The sequence below is a fragment of the Labrys monachus genome, assembly GCF_030814655.1.
GTDB lineage: Bacteria > Pseudomonadota > Alphaproteobacteria > Rhizobiales > Labraceae > Labrys > Labrys monacha.
On the sequence record NZ_JAUSVK010000001.1, the window covers coordinates 3711316 to 3728253 of the forward strand.

General features: G+C 65.6%; 16 protein-coding genes. 10 read left to right on the top strand and 6 right to left on the bottom strand.

Going from position 1 to position 16938, the window contains the following annotated elements; genetic code table 11:
- Positions 1–8: 8 nt before the first annotated feature.
- Entirely contained in the window at positions 9–2567 is a 2559-nt protein-coding gene (locus tag J3R73_RS16850) for a CaiB/BaiF CoA-transferase family protein (protein ID WP_307429125.1), read from the bottom strand.
- A 494-nt stretch (positions 2568–3061) separates the two neighbouring features.
- Between J3R73_RS16850 and J3R73_RS16855 the strand changes: the two genes are divergently transcribed.
- The 7 genes from J3R73_RS16855 to J3R73_RS16885 all read left to right on the top strand — a co-directional run bounded on the left by J3R73_RS16855 (position 3062) and on the right by J3R73_RS16885 (position 9714).
- Positions 3062–4192, top strand: a complete 1131-nt coding sequence (locus tag J3R73_RS16855) for a thiolase family protein (protein WP_307429128.1) — start codon at positions 3062–3064, stop codon at positions 4190–4192.
- An 8-nt stretch (positions 4193–4200) separates the two neighbouring features.
- Entirely contained in the window at positions 4201–4683 is a 483-nt protein-coding gene (locus J3R73_RS16860; protein WP_307429132.1) for a Zn-ribbon domain-containing OB-fold protein, read from the top strand.
- A gap of 104 nt (positions 4684–4787) precedes the next feature.
- Positions 4788–5666, top strand: coding sequence for an IclR family transcriptional regulator (locus tag J3R73_RS16865; RefSeq protein WP_307429135.1), 879 nt, complete (start codon positions 4788–4790; stop codon positions 5664–5666).
- 123 nt (positions 5667–5789) lie between these two features.
- Positions 5790–7118 (top strand): ABC transporter substrate-binding protein, encoded by a 1329-nt coding sequence (locus J3R73_RS16870; RefSeq protein WP_307429138.1) that lies wholly within the window; start codon positions 5790–5792, stop codon positions 7116–7118.
- Positions 7111–8037, top strand: coding sequence for a carbohydrate ABC transporter permease (locus tag J3R73_RS16875; protein ID WP_307429141.1), 927 nt, complete (start codon positions 7111–7113; stop codon positions 8035–8037). The genes J3R73_RS16870 and J3R73_RS16875 overlap by 8 nt, the downstream gene beginning before the upstream one ends.
- Positions 8034–8873: a carbohydrate ABC transporter permease gene (locus tag J3R73_RS16880; protein ID WP_307429144.1), complete on the top strand. Its 840-nt coding sequence runs from the start codon at positions 8034–8036 to the stop codon at positions 8871–8873. The genes J3R73_RS16875 and J3R73_RS16880 overlap by 4 nt, the downstream gene beginning before the upstream one ends.
- A 100-nt stretch (positions 8874–8973) precedes the next feature.
- Positions 8974–9714, top strand: a complete 741-nt coding sequence (locus tag J3R73_RS16885; protein WP_307429147.1) for a phytochelatin synthase family protein — start codon at positions 8974–8976, stop codon at positions 9712–9714.
- Between the two features lie 219 nt (positions 9715–9933).
- Here J3R73_RS16885 and J3R73_RS16890 read toward each other — a convergent pair whose 3' ends face one another.
- The 3 genes from J3R73_RS16890 to J3R73_RS16900 form a co-directional block, all read right to left on the bottom strand.
- Entirely contained in the window at positions 9934–10158 is a 225-nt protein-coding gene (locus J3R73_RS16890) for a cold-shock protein (RefSeq protein WP_307437428.1), read from the bottom strand.
- A gap of 294 nt (positions 10159–10452) precedes the next feature.
- On the bottom strand, positions 10453–10833 hold the full coding sequence (locus tag J3R73_RS16895; protein WP_307429150.1) for a DUF6481 family protein: 381 nt from the start codon (positions 10831–10833) through the stop codon (positions 10453–10455).
- Positions 10834–11402: 569 nt separating this feature from the next.
- A complete protein-coding gene (locus J3R73_RS16900; protein WP_307437430.1) occupies positions 11403–12461 on the bottom strand; it encodes an aldo/keto reductase in 1059 nt (352 codons plus the stop codon).
- A 132-nt stretch (positions 12462–12593) separates the two neighbouring features.
- Here J3R73_RS16900 and J3R73_RS16905 point away from each other — a divergent pair, with 132 nt between their 5' ends.
- Positions 12594–13496 carry a LysR family transcriptional regulator gene (locus J3R73_RS16905; protein WP_307429154.1) on the top strand — a complete coding sequence of 301 codons (903 nt, stop codon included), beginning with the start codon at positions 12594–12596 and terminating at the stop codon, positions 13494–13496.
- 12 nt (positions 13497–13508) lie between these two features.
- Here J3R73_RS16905 and J3R73_RS16910 read toward each other — a convergent pair whose 3' ends face one another.
- A complete protein-coding gene (locus J3R73_RS16910) occupies positions 13509–13931 on the bottom strand; it encodes an MAPEG family protein (RefSeq protein WP_307429156.1) in 423 nt (140 codons plus the stop codon).
- 18 nt (positions 13932–13949) lie between these two features.
- Positions 13950–14684 (bottom strand): SDR family NAD(P)-dependent oxidoreductase, encoded by a 735-nt coding sequence (locus tag J3R73_RS16915; RefSeq protein ID WP_307437433.1) that lies wholly within the window; start codon positions 14682–14684, stop codon positions 13950–13952.
- 200 nt (positions 14685–14884) lie between these two features.
- On the opposite strand from J3R73_RS16915, the gene J3R73_RS16920 reads away from it, so the two are divergent.
- Both J3R73_RS16920 and J3R73_RS16925 read left to right on the top strand, forming a co-directional pair.
- Entirely contained in the window at positions 14885–15772 is an 888-nt protein-coding gene (locus tag J3R73_RS16920; protein ID WP_307437438.1) for a LysR family transcriptional regulator, read from the top strand.
- A gap of 294 nt (positions 15773–16066) precedes the next feature.
- Positions 16067–16861, top strand: a complete 795-nt coding sequence (locus J3R73_RS16925) for a hypothetical protein (RefSeq protein ID WP_307429159.1) — start codon at positions 16067–16069, stop codon at positions 16859–16861.
- The last annotated feature ends 77 nt before the right edge of the window (positions 16862–16938 follow it).

The following is a 16938-nucleotide window of genomic DNA, read 5'->3' on the forward strand; positions in this document are numbered from 1 at the left end:
AGCCATGGTCAGATCACGCCTTCCGCTTCAAAGGAGCGGATCTCCGCTGTCGTGTGTCCAAGCAGTTCCCCAAGGACGTAGTCATTGTCCTCGCCATAGCAGGGCGCGCCTCGATCGACCGGCCCGCCGACATGCGCCGGCGTCCTGTCGAGCTTGACCGGTATCTCGGCGACGGGCCATCGGCCGATCTTGGTGCCGTCGACCTCCGTCAGCCACGCCAGCGCCGCGAGCTGCGGATCACGATCGCAGCGATCCTCGGCGGTCTGGCAGACGCCGGCCGGCACGCCGGCCGCCTGAAGGCGGGCCATGCCGTCATAGGCGTCGAGGCCCTGCGTCCAGCCCGAAACCAGAGCGTCGAGTTCGTCCTGATGGCCGAGCCTGGCGTCGAGGCTGAGGAAGCGCGGATCCGTGGCCCATTCGCCATGCCCGGCGACGCAAGCGAGCGCCTGCCATTCGGCGTCGTCGAAGCAGGAGATGGCGAGCCAGCGATCTTCGCCGCGGCAGCGATAGGCGCCGTGCGGCGCGGCATGGCCGCCCGGCGAACGGTTGCCCGAGCGCTGCCAGACCTTGCCGTTGGCGGACCATTCGAGGATCGCCTGGCTGCACAGGAAGATGCCCGCCTCGCATTGCGAGGCGTCGATGCGCTGGCCGCGGCCCGTGACGGCGCGGTGATAGAGGCTGCCGAGAATGGCCTGGGCAAAGCCATAAGCGCCCATCCAGTCGAGATAGGAATAGCCCCAGCCTGCCGGCATCGCCGGCTCGGGCAGGCCGGACATGTCGTTGGTGCCGGCGAAGGAGGCGGCGATCGGCCCGACCGTGCGCAGCCTGCCATAGGTGCCGTAGCTGCCCATGCCCGATTGCTGCACATAGATGATGTCGGGGCGGATGGCGCGCTGCACCTCGTAGCCGAGGCCGAGCCGATCGAGGACGCCCGGCGAGAAGCCTTCGGCGACCACGTCGGAAAGGGCGACGAGGCGCCTGGCGATATCCAGGCCCTTGGGATGGCGGATGTTGAGCGAGATGCCGCGCTTGCCGGCATTCTTGTTGTTGTACTGCCCGCCCATGTCGGGATCGTCGACGCCGGGAAGCGGCGCGGTCGCCGCCTCGCGGGCCGCGCGGCCGCCCACCGGCGCCATCGCGGCCAGCCTCGTATCGGGGTTTTCCTTCCACTCGACCTTGAGGCACTCGGCGCCCAGCGCCGCTGCGAAGCGCGTGCCGCCGGCCGAGGCGAGAAACCAGGAGAAGTCGAGGATCCGCACGCCCTGGAGCGCAAAGGGCTTGGCGCGGGCCGAAAGAACGGGCGGACGGGGCGAGGCCGGCACCTTGTCCGGCCGCGGCGGGCGCGCTCCCGCAAAACCTTCCTGCGTATGCTCGCCGATGCGCGGCGCTGGGCGGCCGGCCTGCCAGCGCGTTTCCGAGCTCAGCCATTTGCCGGTGGCATATTGGAAGGAGCGGCCGGCCTCGGGATGGACGATGTCCGACACCGTCCCCCGCTTCAGCCAATGCTCGTCCTGCGCATTCTCGTGCGGCTTGCGCAGGGGCGCCCAGAGAAGCCCTGCCGCCTGCGCCTCCTTCCAGGGCGTCGTCGCGTAGGTCGTCGCCCGGACGAAGCGTTGCACCACTTCGAGCGTATGGGCCCCGGCCTCGTCACCGACCGAGGATCCGGGCACGCTGCGCGCATTGAGATCGGCATCCGCGCCGGGCGGCTTCAGATCCGCCGCCATGTCGTAGCGCTTCAGGAACGGCACGAGATTGGCCTTGTCGCGCGCGCCGACGCCCCAGGTCATGTACCAGCGTCCGTCCTTGGTATGGCTGACATTGGGCACGCGGGACACCGCCTCGGTGGCGTGGCGGCAGGTCTGGCGCAGCAGCGGCGCCCGCCGCATCACCCAGGACATCAGGTCGAGCTCGGTGTTCTTGGAAACCGCCTCGTGCACGGCGCAGGCGACGTCCTGGCCCTGCCCGGACGCGAGGCGATCGATCAGCGCGGCGAGGATGCCGATGACGAGCTGTTCGCCGGCGATATGGTAGGCGTGCCACATCTGGGGAGCGATCGGCGGCAGGTCGTAGCGACCGGCGAGGTCGGGATCGTAGCCGCAATTCATCATCACGCCGCCGAGCGCGAGGTGGACGAGATCCGACCCCTTGAAGGCGCTCCAGGGCCCGTCATCGCCGAACGGCGTCATCCGCGCGACGACGAGCGCAGGAAAGCGCGCGGCGAGCGCCGCCCTGTCGAGGGCGAGCACCTGGTTGAGCCGGCCCCGGCTGGAATCGAGCAGGATATCGGCCTCGCCGAGAAGATCGAGAAGCCGGTCCCGGCCCCCCGCCGCCTCGAGGTCGAGGACCGCCGAGCGCTTGCCGCGATTATAGGCCCAGAAATAGAGCGACCCCTCAGGATCCGGCCTGTCCTGCCAGAAAGGCGCGATCCCGCGCGTCGGACTGCCGCCCGGCGGCTCGATCTTGAGCACCTCGGCCCCGAGCCCCGCCAGCAGCAGCCCGCAATATTCGGCCGTCTCGTCGGCGAATTCGATCACGCGCAGCCCCGCCAGCATGCCAGGGGCATCCATCGGGGCTGGCCAGGCGGAATCGTTTTCTGATTTTGGGGGCCGAGCCGGAGGGATGGTCATGCCGATATCGATTCCAGATATTGCAGAACCGGACATGCACGACGGTGGGGGACCGAAGCACCTATCCGGCAGGATAATGCATCATAGAATGATCTGGCCACTTGCGGCGCGCCGGTGTCAACGGCCGGCAGCCGGCCGCCGTAGGACATCAGGAATGTGATGTCGTTTGTGCCGACAGCGGGCGCGATGGCGGCGCACATCTGGTCACTCCGTGCCAAATACCGAAATAATACAGTGTCCCTGCCATTTTTGACGCTCGCCCTACCGCCTCTGAACACCTTTTCGACCGCAGAATACCAGCCGGGCGTCCGTTCGAGACATCGCAGATCGCGCAGGCGCCATCGCCAAAGACGTTGGGAAGACAGGCCTCGCCGGCAAGGGCGATCATTGACCGCACCCGGACATAATGCATTCTTTTACGCCGGGAGAGAGACATGCACGAATTCCGCAGCCTTCGCGATCGGGTTGCCGTGGTTGGCGTCGGCACGACGGCCTATGGCAGTTTTCCGCACACCGACGAGTTCGGCCTGGCGGCGCAGGCCTTTCGCCATGCAATCGAGGATTGCGGCCTCGACAAGGACAAGGTCGACGGCCTCCTCACCTGCCGCATCCCCAGCTATTCGCGCATGGGCGAGGTCCTCGGCCTCGATCCGCGCTGGACGGTGACCCTGCCGGGCCATGGCCGCATGTCGGGCATCGGTCTCATCGAGGCGACGATCGCGCTCGCCACCGGGCAGGCCGACTATGTCGCGCTGCTCTATGCGAATATCGGCCGCTCGCGCCGCGTCTTCTATGGCGGCGACGAGATGCCGGGCTCTTGGGACCCCTGGGGCTTCACCTCGCCCGGCGCGGCGCACGCCCTGATGTTTCGCCGCCACATGGAGCTCTACGGCACCACCACCCGCCAGCTCGCCGAGGTCTCCGTCGCCTTTCGCGAGCACGCGATCCTCAATCCAGGCGCCGTGATGAAGGCGCCGATGACCATCGACGACCACGAGGCTTCCAGGCCGATCGTCGCGCCGTTGCGCCTGCTGGACTACTGCCTGATCAATGACGGCGCCGTCTGCCTGATCCTCACCACCGCCGAACGCGCCGCCGACCTCGCCAAGCCGCCGGTCAGGATCAGCGGCTTCGCCGGGCGCGAAGCCTATCGCAATGCGTCGATCGAGAATTTCGAGCCCGAATTCTGGTACGGCCACGTCGCGGCGGCCGGCGCCGAGGCCTTCGCCATGGCGGGTGTCGAGCGGAACGATGTCGATGCCCTCATGTGCTACGACAATTTCAGCCCGACCGTGCTGTTCAGCCTCGAAGGGCTCGGATTCTGCCCGCGCGGCGAAGCCGGCCGCTTCGTCGAGGGCGGCACGCTGAAACTGGACGGACGCCTGCCGACCAACACCGACGGCGGCCATCTTTCCAATTCCTACATGCAGGGCTGGGCGCTGAACGTCGAAGCCGTGCGCCAGCTGCGCGGCGAATGCGGCGCCCGGCAGGTCCGGGACTGCGAAGTCGTGACCTATGTGCAGGCGACGCCCTGCGCGCGGGCGATCGTCTACACGCGAGCATGAGGCACTTCATGGATCAATATGGTTCGCTGCCCAGGCAAACTCCGCAGAAGCAGGCCGCCCAGAACAGGCCGATGCCGCGGATCACCCCGCTCAACAAGCCGTTCTGGGACTATGCGCGGCAGTCGATCTTCGCCCTGCAGACCTGCAACGCCTGCGGTGACGCGCATATTCCGGAATCGCCGATCTGCCCCGTCTGCCTCGGCGACGACCAGTCCTGGCAGCCGTCGAGCGGCAAGGGCACGCTCGAATCCTGGGCCGATTTCCATCGCGCCTATTGGGATGGCTTCAAGGACGACCTGCCCTACCGGACCTGTCTCGTGCGGCTCGACGAAGGACCGCTGCTGATCAGCAATCTCGTCGGCGACCAGGAGGGCGTGGCGATCGGCGCGCGGGTCGAAGTGGTGTTCGAACCGGTGAACGACGAGATCGTGCTGCCGAAATTCACCCTGTCGAAATCCGGCCGGGCGCGCGTGCCTTCGGATGGGGGCTAGGATGCGCGCCTATCCTGGGGCCAGGGCCATCGCGCCCATGGGCGCCAATCTCACGGAAGAAGGCGCCTTCCGCGACAGGGGCCGCGACCAGGGAGGTCGGGGATATGCGCGAGACAGAAACGAGGGAGGGAGCCGCAGCGCTCTTCACGCCCATGCTGAACGAGACCAGTCACTTCCCCTCCGGCGCCGCGGCGAGGCCGCATCCGCAACCGGCTCCCCCGTCGGCCCGCCCGCATGGCGGCCATGACGGCGGCGTCAAATCGGCGACCCGTGCGCTCGAGATCATCGAACTCTTCGCGGTCCACCGGCACCCGCTGTCGGTGACGGAGATCGCCGACGCCCTCGCCATCCCGCAATCGAGCTCCTCGGTGCTGCTGCAGGCGATGAGCCAGGCCGGCTTCATCGCACGAGACCGGCGGACCCGCAAATACATGCCGAGCATCCGCTCGGTCTTCCTCGGCAACTGGATCCACGACACGCTCTTCCGCGAGGGCAGCCTGCTCAGGGCGCTCGATACGCTGAGCCTCGCCGCCGACGCCAATGTCCGGCTGGGCGTGCGCAACGGCATCCATGTCCAGTATGTCCATGTCTCCTGGCCGCGGACCGAACCGGACAGGCAGCATCTGGCGCCCGGCATGATGATGCCGATCTGCCATGACGGGCTTGGCCGGATATTGCTCGCCGCCGAGGGCGAGGCGGAAGCGCGCAGCATCGTGCGCCACGCCAATGCCATCGGCGACGGGCCCGGCGCCGTCAATGTCGAAGCCTTCATGCCGTCGCTCCGCCGCCACCGGGCCGCCGGCTTCGCCGAATGCGACGACCTGGAGAACACCGGCGAGCGCGTGCTCGCGGTACCGCTGCCGGCGCGCTTCGACAATCCCGTCGCCATCGGGCTGGGCGTCGCCGCCGACCGGCTGCCGGCCGAGCGGCCGGCGTTGCTGGCCATGCTCGAAACGCGGGTGAAAGACGCCTGGGGCATGTGACGCCCGCCTTCGTCGAAAGGCGTCAGGCTTTGCGGGCATGCTTCAAGTTCAACAATAATAAATGCCTGCATGCGCCTCGTACATAACAACAATGTCGATCAACGCGCGAGGGAGGAAAGCGCCATGAAGCATCTCGATCCGAGGGGACGACGCGGCCTATCGATGCCGCAGACCCGCCGCCAGTTCCTGGGCACGGCGGCGGCTGCCGGCGCCGCCGCCCTCGCCGGCAGCGGCACGGCCTGGTCGGCGCCCGATCTCGCCGGCGTGACGCTGAACCTGATGGTGATCCAGCCGCACGTCACCGGCGGGCGCATCATCGCCGAAGCGTTCGGCAAGGCGACCGGCGCCAAGGTCAACGTGCTGCCGGTGCCCAACGACCAGATCCAGCAGAAGGCGACGCTCGACGTGCAGTCGGGCTCGAACGTCTACGACGTCATCGACTATTGGTACGGCCTGCTCGGCGCGCTCGCCGACGACGGCACGGTCATCGACGTCACCGACCGCATCGGCAAGGATTTCGCCGGCGCGGACCTGCTGCCGGCGATCTACGACCCCTACACGCTCTATGACGGCAAGCGCTGGGGCGTGCCTTATGACGGCGACTCGCATGTGCTGTTCGTCAACACCGAGATCCTGGAGCGCAACGGGCAGAAGGCGCCGGAAACCTGGGACGAATATCTGGCCACCGCCAAGGCGATCACCGAGGCGGAGAAGGGCAAGGGCATCTTCGGCACCGCGCTTCTCGGCGTGAAGCAGCCCTTCATGATCGGCTGCAGCTACGCCAACCGCCTCGCCGGCTTCGGCGGCCGCTTCCTCGACGACGCCGGCAAGCCGGTGCTCGACAGCGACATCAGCATCGCCGCCGCGCAGGCCATGCTCGACGTCGCGCCCTACGCCTTACCGACGCCGCTGGAGACCGGCTTCGAACAGGGCCTGCCGGCCTTCCTGTCCGGCAAGGCGGCGATGATCGAGTTCTGGACCGATCTCGGCGTCAACGCCCAGGATCCGAAGACTTCGCAGATCGTCGACAAATGGAACGTCGTGCAGATCCCGGTCGGCGGTGCCAACAAGCAGCATCGCGGCTCGCTCGATGCCGGCTTCGGCCTGGCGATCTCGGCCGGCTCCAAGCAGCCGGATGCGGCGTGGGAACTGATCAAGTTCGCCTGCAGCAAGGCGATGAACCTCGAGCTGACGCTGACGCCCGGCACCGGCATCGACCCGATCTACACCTCCGTCCTCGACAGCCCGGAGTACAGAAAGGCGGCTCCGAAGGTGCAGGCCGCGGCGGCGCAGGCGCTCCACGGCGCCCTCGCCTGGCCCACCGGCGCCTCCGCCTCGAAGATGCTGCAGTCGCTGGCGGACCAGCTCGCCCTCGTCCTCGACAGGAGCAAGACGCCCAGGCAGGCGATGCAGGACGCGCAGGCCTCCTGGCTCGGCATCATGAATGGCTAGTCCGGCGACCCCTGCCGATCGGGGCCTGCCGGGCGCCATGCCCGGCCGGTCGCGGCTGGTGCCGTGGCTGCTGGCGGCGCCCCTGCTCGTCGGCCTCGCGGTGTTCGCACTCTATCCGTTCCTCGACATCCTCGCCCTGTCGCTGTCGAAGAGCAGCCTCGGCCGGCCCTTCCAGCACTGGCCGATCCTCGCCAACTTCCTGTCGCTCGCCCGCAGCGAGGAGTTCCACGCCGCGCTGCTGCGGACGACGATCTTCGCCGTCCCCGTCTCCCTGGCCGAACTCGTCCTCGGCCTCGGCATCGCGCTGCTGCTGCATTCCAGCCTGCGGGAGGCGCGCTGGGTGCACAGCCTGATCCTGCTGCCGCTGATGACGCCGCCGATGATGGTGGCCGTCGCCTGGAAGCTGATCCTGGCCCCCGTGGGGGGCCTGCTCAACGGCGTGCTGCTCGGCTGGGGCCTCGCCGATTCCCCGGTCTCGTTCCTCGGCACCATGCCGGCGGCCTTCCTGTCGATCGCGGTCGCCGATACCTGGCAATGGACGCCCTTCATCGCCATCCTGGCCTATGCGGCGCTGCAGGTGCTGCCCGACGAAGTGTTCGAAGCGGCCCGCGTCGACGGCGCGTCGCCGGCCAAGATGTTCTGGTACGTCACCCTGCCGATGCTGGCGCCGACGCTGCTCGCCATCTTCCTCCTCCGGGTGGTGATGGCCTTCAAGCTGTTCGACCTCGTCTACGGCCTCACCTTCGGCGGTCCCGGCTTCAGCACCACGGTCGCCAGCTTCAAGATCTGGCGGACGGCGTTGCAGGAATTCGACGTCGGCCTGGCGGCGTCGCAGACGCTGGTCTTCGCCGTGCTGGTCAGCCTCGTCACCCTGCCGATCACCTGGCTTCACCGCCGCAGCGAGGAATGGGCAGGATGAGCCTCTTCGGACATGCCGGCCGGCGCAGGCGCATCGGCCCGTGGAGCGGGCTCGCGGCGGTGGCGATGGTCGCCTTCTTCGCCCTGCCGATCGCCTATCTCGTCTCGGTGTCGTTCAAGACGCCGGACCAGGTGCTGACAGGGCATTTCCTGCCCGATGCGCCGACGCTCTACAATTGGGGCGAGACCTTCCGTGTCATCCCGCTCGTCCGCTTCCTCGTCAACTCGCTGGCAGTCGCCTGCTTCAGCGCCGCGCTGACGCTGGCGATCGCCCTGCCCGCCACCTATGCGATGATCCGCCTGAAGGTCGGCGGGCGCTTCCTGCCGGCCTTCATCCTGGCAACCTATGTGGCGCCGCCGGTGGTCGCCCTCATCCCGCTGTTCATGCTGCTGCGCTGGCTCGGCCTGCTCAACACCGTCGCCGGCCTCGTCCTCGTCAACGCCGTCGCCAACCTGCCCGTCGCCTTCTGGCTGCTTTCCGGCTTCCTGCGGCGCCTGCCGCCGGAGATCGACGAAGCGGCCTGGATGGACGGGGCGGGCCATGCCACCGTCATCTGCCGCATCATCGCGCCGATGCTGACGCCCGGCCTGGTGGCGACCGGCCTGATCTGCGGCATCCTCGCCTATGACGAATTCCTGCTCGCCTCCGCCTTCAGCAATGACGAGGGCAGCCGCACCCTGCCGGTGGCGATCGCGCTGTTCCAGGGCGAGCGGCTGATCAATTTCGGCCAGATGGCGGTGGCCTCGCTTACCGGCATCGTGCCGGTCTATCTCATCGGCCTCTTCGCCCAGCGCTTCCTCATCGGCGGCCTGACGGCGGGCAGCATCAAGGGGTGACACCCAAGCGGGGCCGACACCGCGGCTGCCGAGACAAATCGCGCCTCGATTTCGTCCCGCCACCATGTTTCAGTGGCGCGCCTGGCCCGGAGACTGTGCGATGCCCAACCGCTTCCTTCGATCGCTGTCGATGGCCCTGTGCCTGCTGGCAACGGCGGCTTCGGCCGATACGCTGGCCCTGCCCGACCGGCTGGTCGACCTGCGCTCTCCCAAGGGCGCGGCTCTTCTGCTCGAGGCGCAGGCGCTCGATTCCTACCTCCCGATCAGCACAACCTTCGTGACCCAGAAGACCCAGGCCTATTGCGGCGTCGCCTCCATGGTGATGGTGCTGAACGCCATCGGGGCGCCCGCGCCGGTCAGCGCCGAATATCAGCCCTACGCCATCTTCACGCAGGACAACGTCCTCGACGCCAAGAGCGACGCGATCCTGCCGCGCGACCTCCTCGCCCGGCAGGGCATGACGCTCGATCAGCTCGGTGGTTTGCTGGGCCTGTTTCCGGTCACCGCGGACGTGCACCACGCCGCCCCGGGCGGCCTCGACGCGTTCCGCCGCAGCGCGAGCGAATACCTTGCCGGCCCGGGCCGTTTCGTGCTGGTGAACTATCTCAGGAAATCGCTCGGGCAGGAACTCGGCGGCCATATCTCGCCCCTCGCCGCCTATGACGCGAAGGCGGACCGCTTCCTGATCCTCGATGTCGCGCGCTACAAATACCCGCCCGTCTGGGTGACGGCGTCCGATCTCTTCGACGCCATGAACACCACCGACGCGGCGAACGAGGGCAAGACGCGGGGCTATGTGCTGGTGTCCAAGAAGGCGCCGTTCGCCGCGCCGAAGCAGTAACCCCAGGGCGGCGAACGCCGCGCAACAAAAAAGCCAGGCGGATCGCCTGGCTTTTCGGTTGGAATTCATGCTCTCGACGGTGCCAGTACATCCGTGGTCACCGGAGGGCATCAATCCCGATCGGAGCAAATCGCGATTTCGATGACCGCGATTTGTTCCCGATTTTTGTCCTGATGCATTTTCTCGATCGAAAAGCCTATCGGCCTTCCTGGAAAATACTTAGGCAGCCTTGAGATTCTCGGCTGCCACCTTGCCGGAGCGGCTGTCGCGCGCCACGTCGAAGCCGAGCTTCTGGCCCTCGACGATTTCGCGCATGCCGGCGCGCTCGACGGCCGAGACGTGAACGAACACATCCGCGCCGCCATCGTCAGGCTGAATGAAGCCGAAACCCTTGGTGGAATTGTACCATTTAACTGTGCCGGTGGTCATGACGAACCCTTTCATTGGCATAGAAGAATCGGCCGCACGAATATGCGGCTGATGGTGTTTTCGATTTTTGAAGGGGAAGTTCGTCTAAGGCACGGTGTCGGCGCGCGATAACAAAAATCTAACAAGCAAATATCGACTGGGAATACATAGGCGCTATACAGGCCGGTGTCAAACTTTTATTTTCGAACAACGGCTCCGCTCAAACGCCTGCAGCGCGTGTCTCGGCGGATCCACGCTGCGCCCGCCCCTGGACCCTCTCCCGCGCCGGGGAGGCCGAATTCCAGACGGCGGTCATTATCGCAAGGAGCGTCAGCTCTTGCGGGCCTTCCGGTTGGCGTAGCGCCGGTCGCGCTCGGCCTTGCGGGCCGCTTCATCCTCGATGATCTTGGCGATGCGGCTGACATCGGCGGCCTTGCGCGCCTGCTCGGCCAGGAAGGCTTCGGATTCGGCGACGATCTCCCGCGCCTTGGCTTCGGCCAGGAGCCTTTCCTGCTCTTCCGCCTTCAGGCGGTCGCGCTCGGCCCGGCGCTCTTCGCGCGCCGTCGACACGGCCTGCCGCTCCGCCTGCCTTGCGGCACGGCCGGGCTCCGCCGCCGCCATCGCGGCCCGATAGCGATCGAGGAGGGCCGCCTTCGCGTCGGTGGCCAGTTTGCGACGATCGGAGAGGTCGCTACCCTTCGCAGTCTTCAAATCTCGAAATCCTTGTCAGGTGGGGTAAGACATGGCCCCACCGCCACGCTGCGCTTGCGCGCCCCTGCCCTATAGCCCCTCCGGCGACCACAAACCATCGTAATCTGGGACAGGGTGGGTTGCCGGGCGCCGGCGGTGGGGTGCATTGGGGGTGGATGGGTGAGGGCGACGGTTGAGATGCCTGCTCCGGATCGGCGTCCGGTGGCGGGTGAAAGCGGATAGGGCATTTTCAAGCGAAGAGCGGATCTGGGCTGTGGGTGCGGTGATGGGAATGGCGGGACAGGCTGCCGTTCTGGATTCAAAAAGCCATCGGCAGGCCGCGCGACTGGTCCCAACGGTGTTCATGCGGTCGTACAGACTATAGCGGCTTGGCGCCAGAAAAAGACATTAGCTCGTTGCCAAATAGCAGAAGTTCAGCTTCGCGCCCATCTCGGCCATTCAGCTTGGTTGGGCCGACTCCCAAGGGCAGACGTTCATGCCGACCAGGCTACAGGCGCTGCAACGAGCTCTATATCTCGCTCGGCAACGGGTCATAAGTTTCGAGTATCGACTTCAATCTTCCGGCAGTTTCAGTCTTCATCTACGCGTCGCCCGGGATCGTTTGGGGCGTAGCGCGCTCCTGCGATCCGATCCGGCGCGAAGGCGGCACCGAGATAGGCGATCTCGTCGCGGCTCAAGGGCACATTGGTCGCGGCCAGGTTTTCGTGCACATATTCGATGCGCTTGGTGCCAGGGATCGGCACGATGTCGAATGGCTGGGCAAGCAGCCAGGCGAGCGCGATCTGGCCCGGACGGCAGCCCTTGCCCTCGGCCAGCGCCGTGAGTGCCTCGACCGCGGCAAAGTTGGTGGCGAGGTTCTCGGCCGAGAAGCGCGGATCGGTGATCCGGAAGTCGCCCGCGGCAAAGCGCGTCCCGGCGGTGACCGCACCAGTCAGCATCGAGCGCCCGAGCGGGCTGAACGGCACGAAGGCAATGCCGAGCTCTCGGCAGGCGGGCAGCATTTCCGCCTCCACGCCACGCTCCCACAGCGAATATTCGGACTGCAGCGCCGTTATCGGGTGAACGGAATGGGCCTTGCGAAGCTGGGCCGCGCTCACTTCGCTGAGGCCGATGGCGCGCACCTTGCCCTGTTCGACCAGCCGGGCCATGGCGCCGACCGTATCCTCGACCGGCACTTTGGGATCGAGCCTATGGGCATAATAGAGGTCGATGACCTCGACGCCTAGACGGCTCAGGCTCGCCTCGCAAGCGGAGGCGACATAGGCCGGATGTCCGTCGATGCGGACGCCCTTGCCGTCTTCGGTGAGCCGGACGGCGAATTTGGTCGCCAGCACGACCTCGTCTCGGCGCCCGGCGATCGCTCCACCGATCAGTTGCTCATTGTGTCCAAAGCCGCGGTTCTCATCACCGACCAACATATTGGCCGCGCCATAGATGTCGGCGGTGTCGATGAAGTCGATGCCGAGGTCCAAGGCCTCGCGGACCGTCCTGGTCGACTGGGCGTCATCAGCCGCCCCGTAGAACTGCGACATGCCCATGCAGCCCAGCCCGACGGGGCGGACAAGAAGATCGGAATGGCCCAGCAGCACGCGGGCCGAGCCGGCAATATCATCGGGCGTGAAGGTCATTTCAGGATTTCCTCGCAGAACAGGCCAGGGCCGTTGCAGACCAATCGTTGGGTTTTGCCCTCTCAACTAGGAGGAATTGATCGTCGCGACAATTGAGATAAAACGGATCTCAGAGTAACGGAAACCGCGATAATGCGACCAGCGAAACTCCTCGAACTCGAAGCCGTCCTGGCGATCTCCCGCCGCGGCAGTTTTCGGTCCGCAGCGCGGGATCTGGGCCTTTCTCCAACGGCTATCGGCAATGCCGTGGCCGGGCTCGAGGATGAATTAGGCGTGAGGCTTTTCGACAGGACGACCCGGCGGGTGAGCCTGACGGCGGCCGGCCATGACTTCGTGCGTGCCATCGCGCCAGCCTTGTCCGATATCCACGCCGCCACCGAGGCCGCCCGCAGCCAACGGGGCAGTCCGACCGGGACGTTGCGGATCAATTGTTCCATCGCCGGGGGGCATCAGATTCTGGTTCCCTTCGTCACCGAATTCCTCCGCCGCTATCCCGGCGTAAAGGTCGATGTCGTGACCGAGGGGCGCCTGGTTGATATCGTGCAGGCAGGCTTCGACGCCGGGGTACGCGTGGCCAACGGCGTTCCGCCCGGCATGACCATCGTTCCCCTGCATCACGGTCTGCGCCACCGGGTCGTTGCATCGCCGGACTACTTCAAGACCCATCCTCGCCCGGTTCATCCCGATGATCTCGGCGCCCATGATTGCATCCGGATTCGCTGGCCGAGCGGGGCGCCCTATGAATGGGAATTCGAGAAGGACGGCGAGGCGATGTGGGTCGATGTGCCCTGGTCGCTCAGCCTCGACAATCATGGCCTGATCACCCGCGCGGCCTTGGCGGGCGCGGGCCTTGCCTATGTAGCTGAAGCCGAAGTTGCCGATTATGTCGCGTCGGGGAGGCTCGTTGCCGTTCTGGGCGATTGGATGCCGCCCGGTCCGGGCTTCTGCCTCTATTATCCCGAGCGCCGGCCGATCGTCGGGTTCGCCAGCGCGCTGGCGCAGGTGATCGCGGAACTGCGTGAAAGAGGCGATTGAAGCCAGTTGCGCTTACGCCAGGATGTAGGTGCCCAGAATGATCCACATGGTCAGCAACACGACGTTGCTGGCCATGAAGACGGGCGTGCGCAGATAGAGCCGGTTGAGCGTCAGGTGGATCAGGGCATGGATCCAGCGCAGCGCGACATAACACCAGCCGAGGCTCACAAGCCATGCACTCTCCACGGGAACGGCAATGGCGACTGCCGCGAGGGTGAAGAACAGCACCGGATATTCGAACTGGTTAGCCAGTTGGCGCGTCGGCCGCGTCACATAGGCCAGCATCGAGGCGCCATTGAACTCCTCGTAGTAGCGCAAGGGGCGGCCGTTCTTCAGGATGTCGAAGCCGCGACCCGCCAGGATTGCCAAGCCGGTCAGCAGCGATAACGCGACCAGGGCGAGCACCTGGGCGACATGGATCTGCACTGGCGTCATGACCGCGCTCCGCTTCGATCAGACCTGGGTCAGCCCACCGTCGACACACAGGTCGATGCCGGTGATGAAGCTGGAATCCTCGGACGCCAGAAACAGCGCAGCGGTGGCGATCTCGCGTGGCTGGCCGAAGCGACCCATTGGCACCATCGCCGTCATCGCATCCTTCCAACCCTGCGGCGCGGGCTGGGTAAAGGGGGTATCGATGGGCCCGGGACTGATGACATTCACGCGGATGGCGCGCTCCTTGAGCTCCATCGTCCAGCCGCGGGCGAAGGCGCGGACAGCTGCCTTGCTGGCGCTATAGACGCTGGCGCCAGGCATGCCCTTCAAATGCGCGATCGAGCTGTTGAGGATGATCGAGCCGCCGTCGCGAAACAGCGGCAGGGACTTCTGAACCGTGAACAGCACGGCCTTCACATTGACGTCGAAGGTGTGATCGAACAATTCGGGCGATAGGCTCGCCACCGGCTCGCCCATATGGCCGGCGCCGGCACTGGCGAACAGCACGTCGATATGGCCCTTCTCTGCCTTGACGGCGGCAAATAGGCGATCGAGATCGGCGGGGTCGGAGACATCGCCCTGAATACCGGTGACGTTCTCCCCGATCGAGGCGACCGCTGCATCGACGACGTCTTGGCGCCGGCCCGTCACGAAGACATAGGCGCCTTCCTCCACGAAGATCCTTGCCGTTTCCAATGCCATCCCCGTGGTTCCCCCGGTGATGACGGCGACTTTTCCACTTAGCCTGGACATGCGGGCCTCTTCCGTTGGTGAGACACCCGGCAACGGCCGGGAATGCCCTCTACCTACGGACTGGCTGGCGATTGCCAATCGTGGTCATCCGAATAGCTGCAATTCCCTGGCGGAATACTGGGCTTTCTCTCTATTCCGATTTGTGCTGTCATACCCGATACCGACGGCCCGAAAGCGAGACGATGGATCAGCTCAAGAGGATGCGCCTGTTCGTCCGAACCGTGGAAACCGAGAGCTTCTCGCGCGCCGGCAAGGCGGAGAGCGTGTCGCAGTCGACCGTCAGCAAGGAAGTTGCCGCCTTGGAGGCCCATCTGGGCAGCTTGCTGATCCGGCGCAGCTCACGCGGGCTGAGCGTCACCGAAAAGGGGCAGGAATTCTACGACTTCGCCACCGGCATGCTTGGCGATCTGGAAGCGGCGGAGGCGCGCATCCGTTCGGGAGAGCTGTCCGCAAGGGGCCGTCTACGGGTGACCTGTTCGCCCGTCTTTTCCAACCGGCTGATCAGCCCGCGACTGCCGGCGCTGTTCGCCAGGCACCCGGACCTGACCATCGATCTGGAGGTGTCCGAGCGCTATGTCAGCCTGATCGAGGATGGCGTCGACGTGGCCATCCGCATTGGCGACTTGCCGGACTCGAGCCTGCTTGCCCGCCAGATCGGCTGCGTGGAGGCCGCCGTGGTCGCCTCGCCCGCCTATCTCGCAGAATACGGAACGCCGGCTAGCCCCGATGATCTAGCTCACCACAAGTGCCTGCCCTTCACCTTCCAGGGCAATTCCAAGACTTGGAAGTTCAAGACCTCCGAAGGCCCCATCGCCATCATGCCGTTCGGACCGCTCCGCACGAACGACCCCGAAAGTGTCCATGCGGCAGTGCTCGCAGGGATGGGCCTGGCCCAGGGACCGAACTGGATGTTTGCCGGCGATATCGAGGCCGGCAGGCTGGTGTCGGTCCTGGAGGACTATAGGCCGCGGCTCTATCCCATTCAGGCCGTCAGTTCCACGACGCGGCGCATGACGGGGGCGATCAAGGTCTTCGTCGACTTCGTGGCCGGCCTGCTCAAGGACGAGCCAAATCTGCGCATGCGATAGTATCTGCAAGTGGCTTGTGGAGGGGACAGTTTCAGAAATCGTGCCGCTATATAATTGCTCTTCTGGGTACAGCTCTTGCGCGAAGCAACAGAAAGAGGTCCGCACTCGGCCCCATACCGGCCTTCTCCACACGCCGTCGCTAACCTCAGCTTTGCGCCCCATGGCGGTCGTTCGGATACCATCTTTTATTTCCCATAAGCGGACATTTGGTACCGGCCAATCGAGGTGGGAAGAAGCCGGTCATGTTTTGGAGAAAACATCCCACGGGCTGGGATCTCACGCTGGAGCCTTGGGGTGGGCATCGTTGAATCCCGCAGCCGGCGCGCCTTGATCGCGATCTGCGCCACGAGCACCACTTCTCTCGAATTCCAGATGCAGCTACCGTACAGAATGGCTCCAAATCGAATCTCGCTGCGCAAGTTCATCCGTTTCCAGCTCGAGCAGATGGGCGCGGGGAACGAAGCCCATCGCTTCGAAGACCTCGCCTTCGAACTGGCGCGCGCACGAGTCGCATCCAACGTCGTCAGGGCGACCGGCCCAGTGCAATCGGGCGGCGACCAGGGTCGCGATTTTGAGACATTCCGGACGTACCTCGGCAAGTCAGCGATAGCGGGCAGCGCATTCGTCGCCAAGGCCTCGGGGAGCACCATCGTATTCGCCTGCACCCTAAATAAGCGAATCGAGGCCAAGATCCGCGCAGACCTGAGCACCATCTTCGGGGGCGGAGCGCGCCCGGACAGGGTCGCCTATTTCTGCGTTCCCGATGTCCCGGTCGCCTTACGGCACAAGTTGCAAGCCCATTGTCGCGAGGAGCACAAGGCCGACCTGGACCTGTTCGACGGCCAGACGATCTCAGATATGCTCAGCGACGGAGATACGTTCTGGATCGCCGAGCATTATTTGTCCGTACCGTCCGAGATGTTCCCCCCGGTTACGGTCGATGCCGAGTATCAGGCGTTGAGGGAGCGGTGGCTCGCCGGCGAAGAACGTGGTCCCAGTAATCTCGCCGAATTCCTCGAGATCAAGCGAGGGCTTAGCAGGCTGCGGAAAAACGTGTTGCGTGGCCGCATATTTTGGCTGAGGGCCTGATTTTTTGGGCTCGGTTTGATTTTGGCGGCCGATTTTCATGCAATGACCGCTGCCAAAACAGCATTTTGGATGCGTTT

Excerpts from the sequence above, each read along its gene's own strand:
- J3R73_RS16850 (WP_307429125.1), bottom strand. The coding sequence starts at position 2,567 with ATGGATGCCCCTGGCATGCTGGCGGGGCTGCGCGTGATCGAATTCGCC.
- J3R73_RS16855 (WP_307429128.1), top strand. The coding sequence starts at position 3,062 with ATGCACGAATTCCGCAGCCTTCGCGATCGGGTTGCCGTGGTTGGCGTC.
- J3R73_RS16860 (WP_307429132.1), top strand. The coding sequence starts at position 4,201 with ATGGATCAATATGGTTCGCTGCCCAGGCAAACTCCGCAGAAGCAGGCC.
- J3R73_RS16865 (WP_307429135.1), top strand. The coding sequence starts at position 4,788 with ATGCGCGAGACAGAAACGAGGGAGGGAGCCGCAGCGCTCTTCACGCCC.
- J3R73_RS16870 (WP_307429138.1), top strand. The coding sequence starts at position 5,790 with ATGAAGCATCTCGATCCGAGGGGACGACGCGGCCTATCGATGCCGCAG.
- J3R73_RS16875 (WP_307429141.1), top strand. The coding sequence starts at position 7,111 with ATGGCTAGTCCGGCGACCCCTGCCGATCGGGGCCTGCCGGGCGCCATG.
- J3R73_RS16880 (WP_307429144.1), top strand. The coding sequence starts at position 8,034 with ATGAGCCTCTTCGGACATGCCGGCCGGCGCAGGCGCATCGGCCCGTGG.
- J3R73_RS16885 (WP_307429147.1), top strand. The coding sequence starts at position 8,974 with ATGCCCAACCGCTTCCTTCGATCGCTGTCGATGGCCCTGTGCCTGCTG.
- J3R73_RS16890 (WP_307437428.1), bottom strand. The coding sequence starts at position 10,158 with ATGAAAGGGTTCGTCATGACCACCGGCACAGTTAAATGGTACAATTCC.
- J3R73_RS16900 (WP_307437430.1), bottom strand. The coding sequence starts at position 12,461 with ATGACCTTCACGCCCGATGATATTGCCGGCTCGGCCCGCGTGCTGCTG.
- J3R73_RS16905 (WP_307429154.1), top strand. The coding sequence starts at position 12,594 with ATGCGACCAGCGAAACTCCTCGAACTCGAAGCCGTCCTGGCGATCTCC.
- J3R73_RS16910 (WP_307429156.1), bottom strand. The coding sequence starts at position 13,931 with ATGACGCCAGTGCAGATCCATGTCGCCCAGGTGCTCGCCCTGGTCGCG.
- J3R73_RS16915 (WP_307437433.1), bottom strand. The coding sequence starts at position 14,684 with ATGTCCAGGCTAAGTGGAAAAGTCGCCGTCATCACCGGGGGAACCACG.
- J3R73_RS16920 (WP_307437438.1), top strand. The coding sequence starts at position 14,885 with ATGCGCCTGTTCGTCCGAACCGTGGAAACCGAGAGCTTCTCGCGCGCC.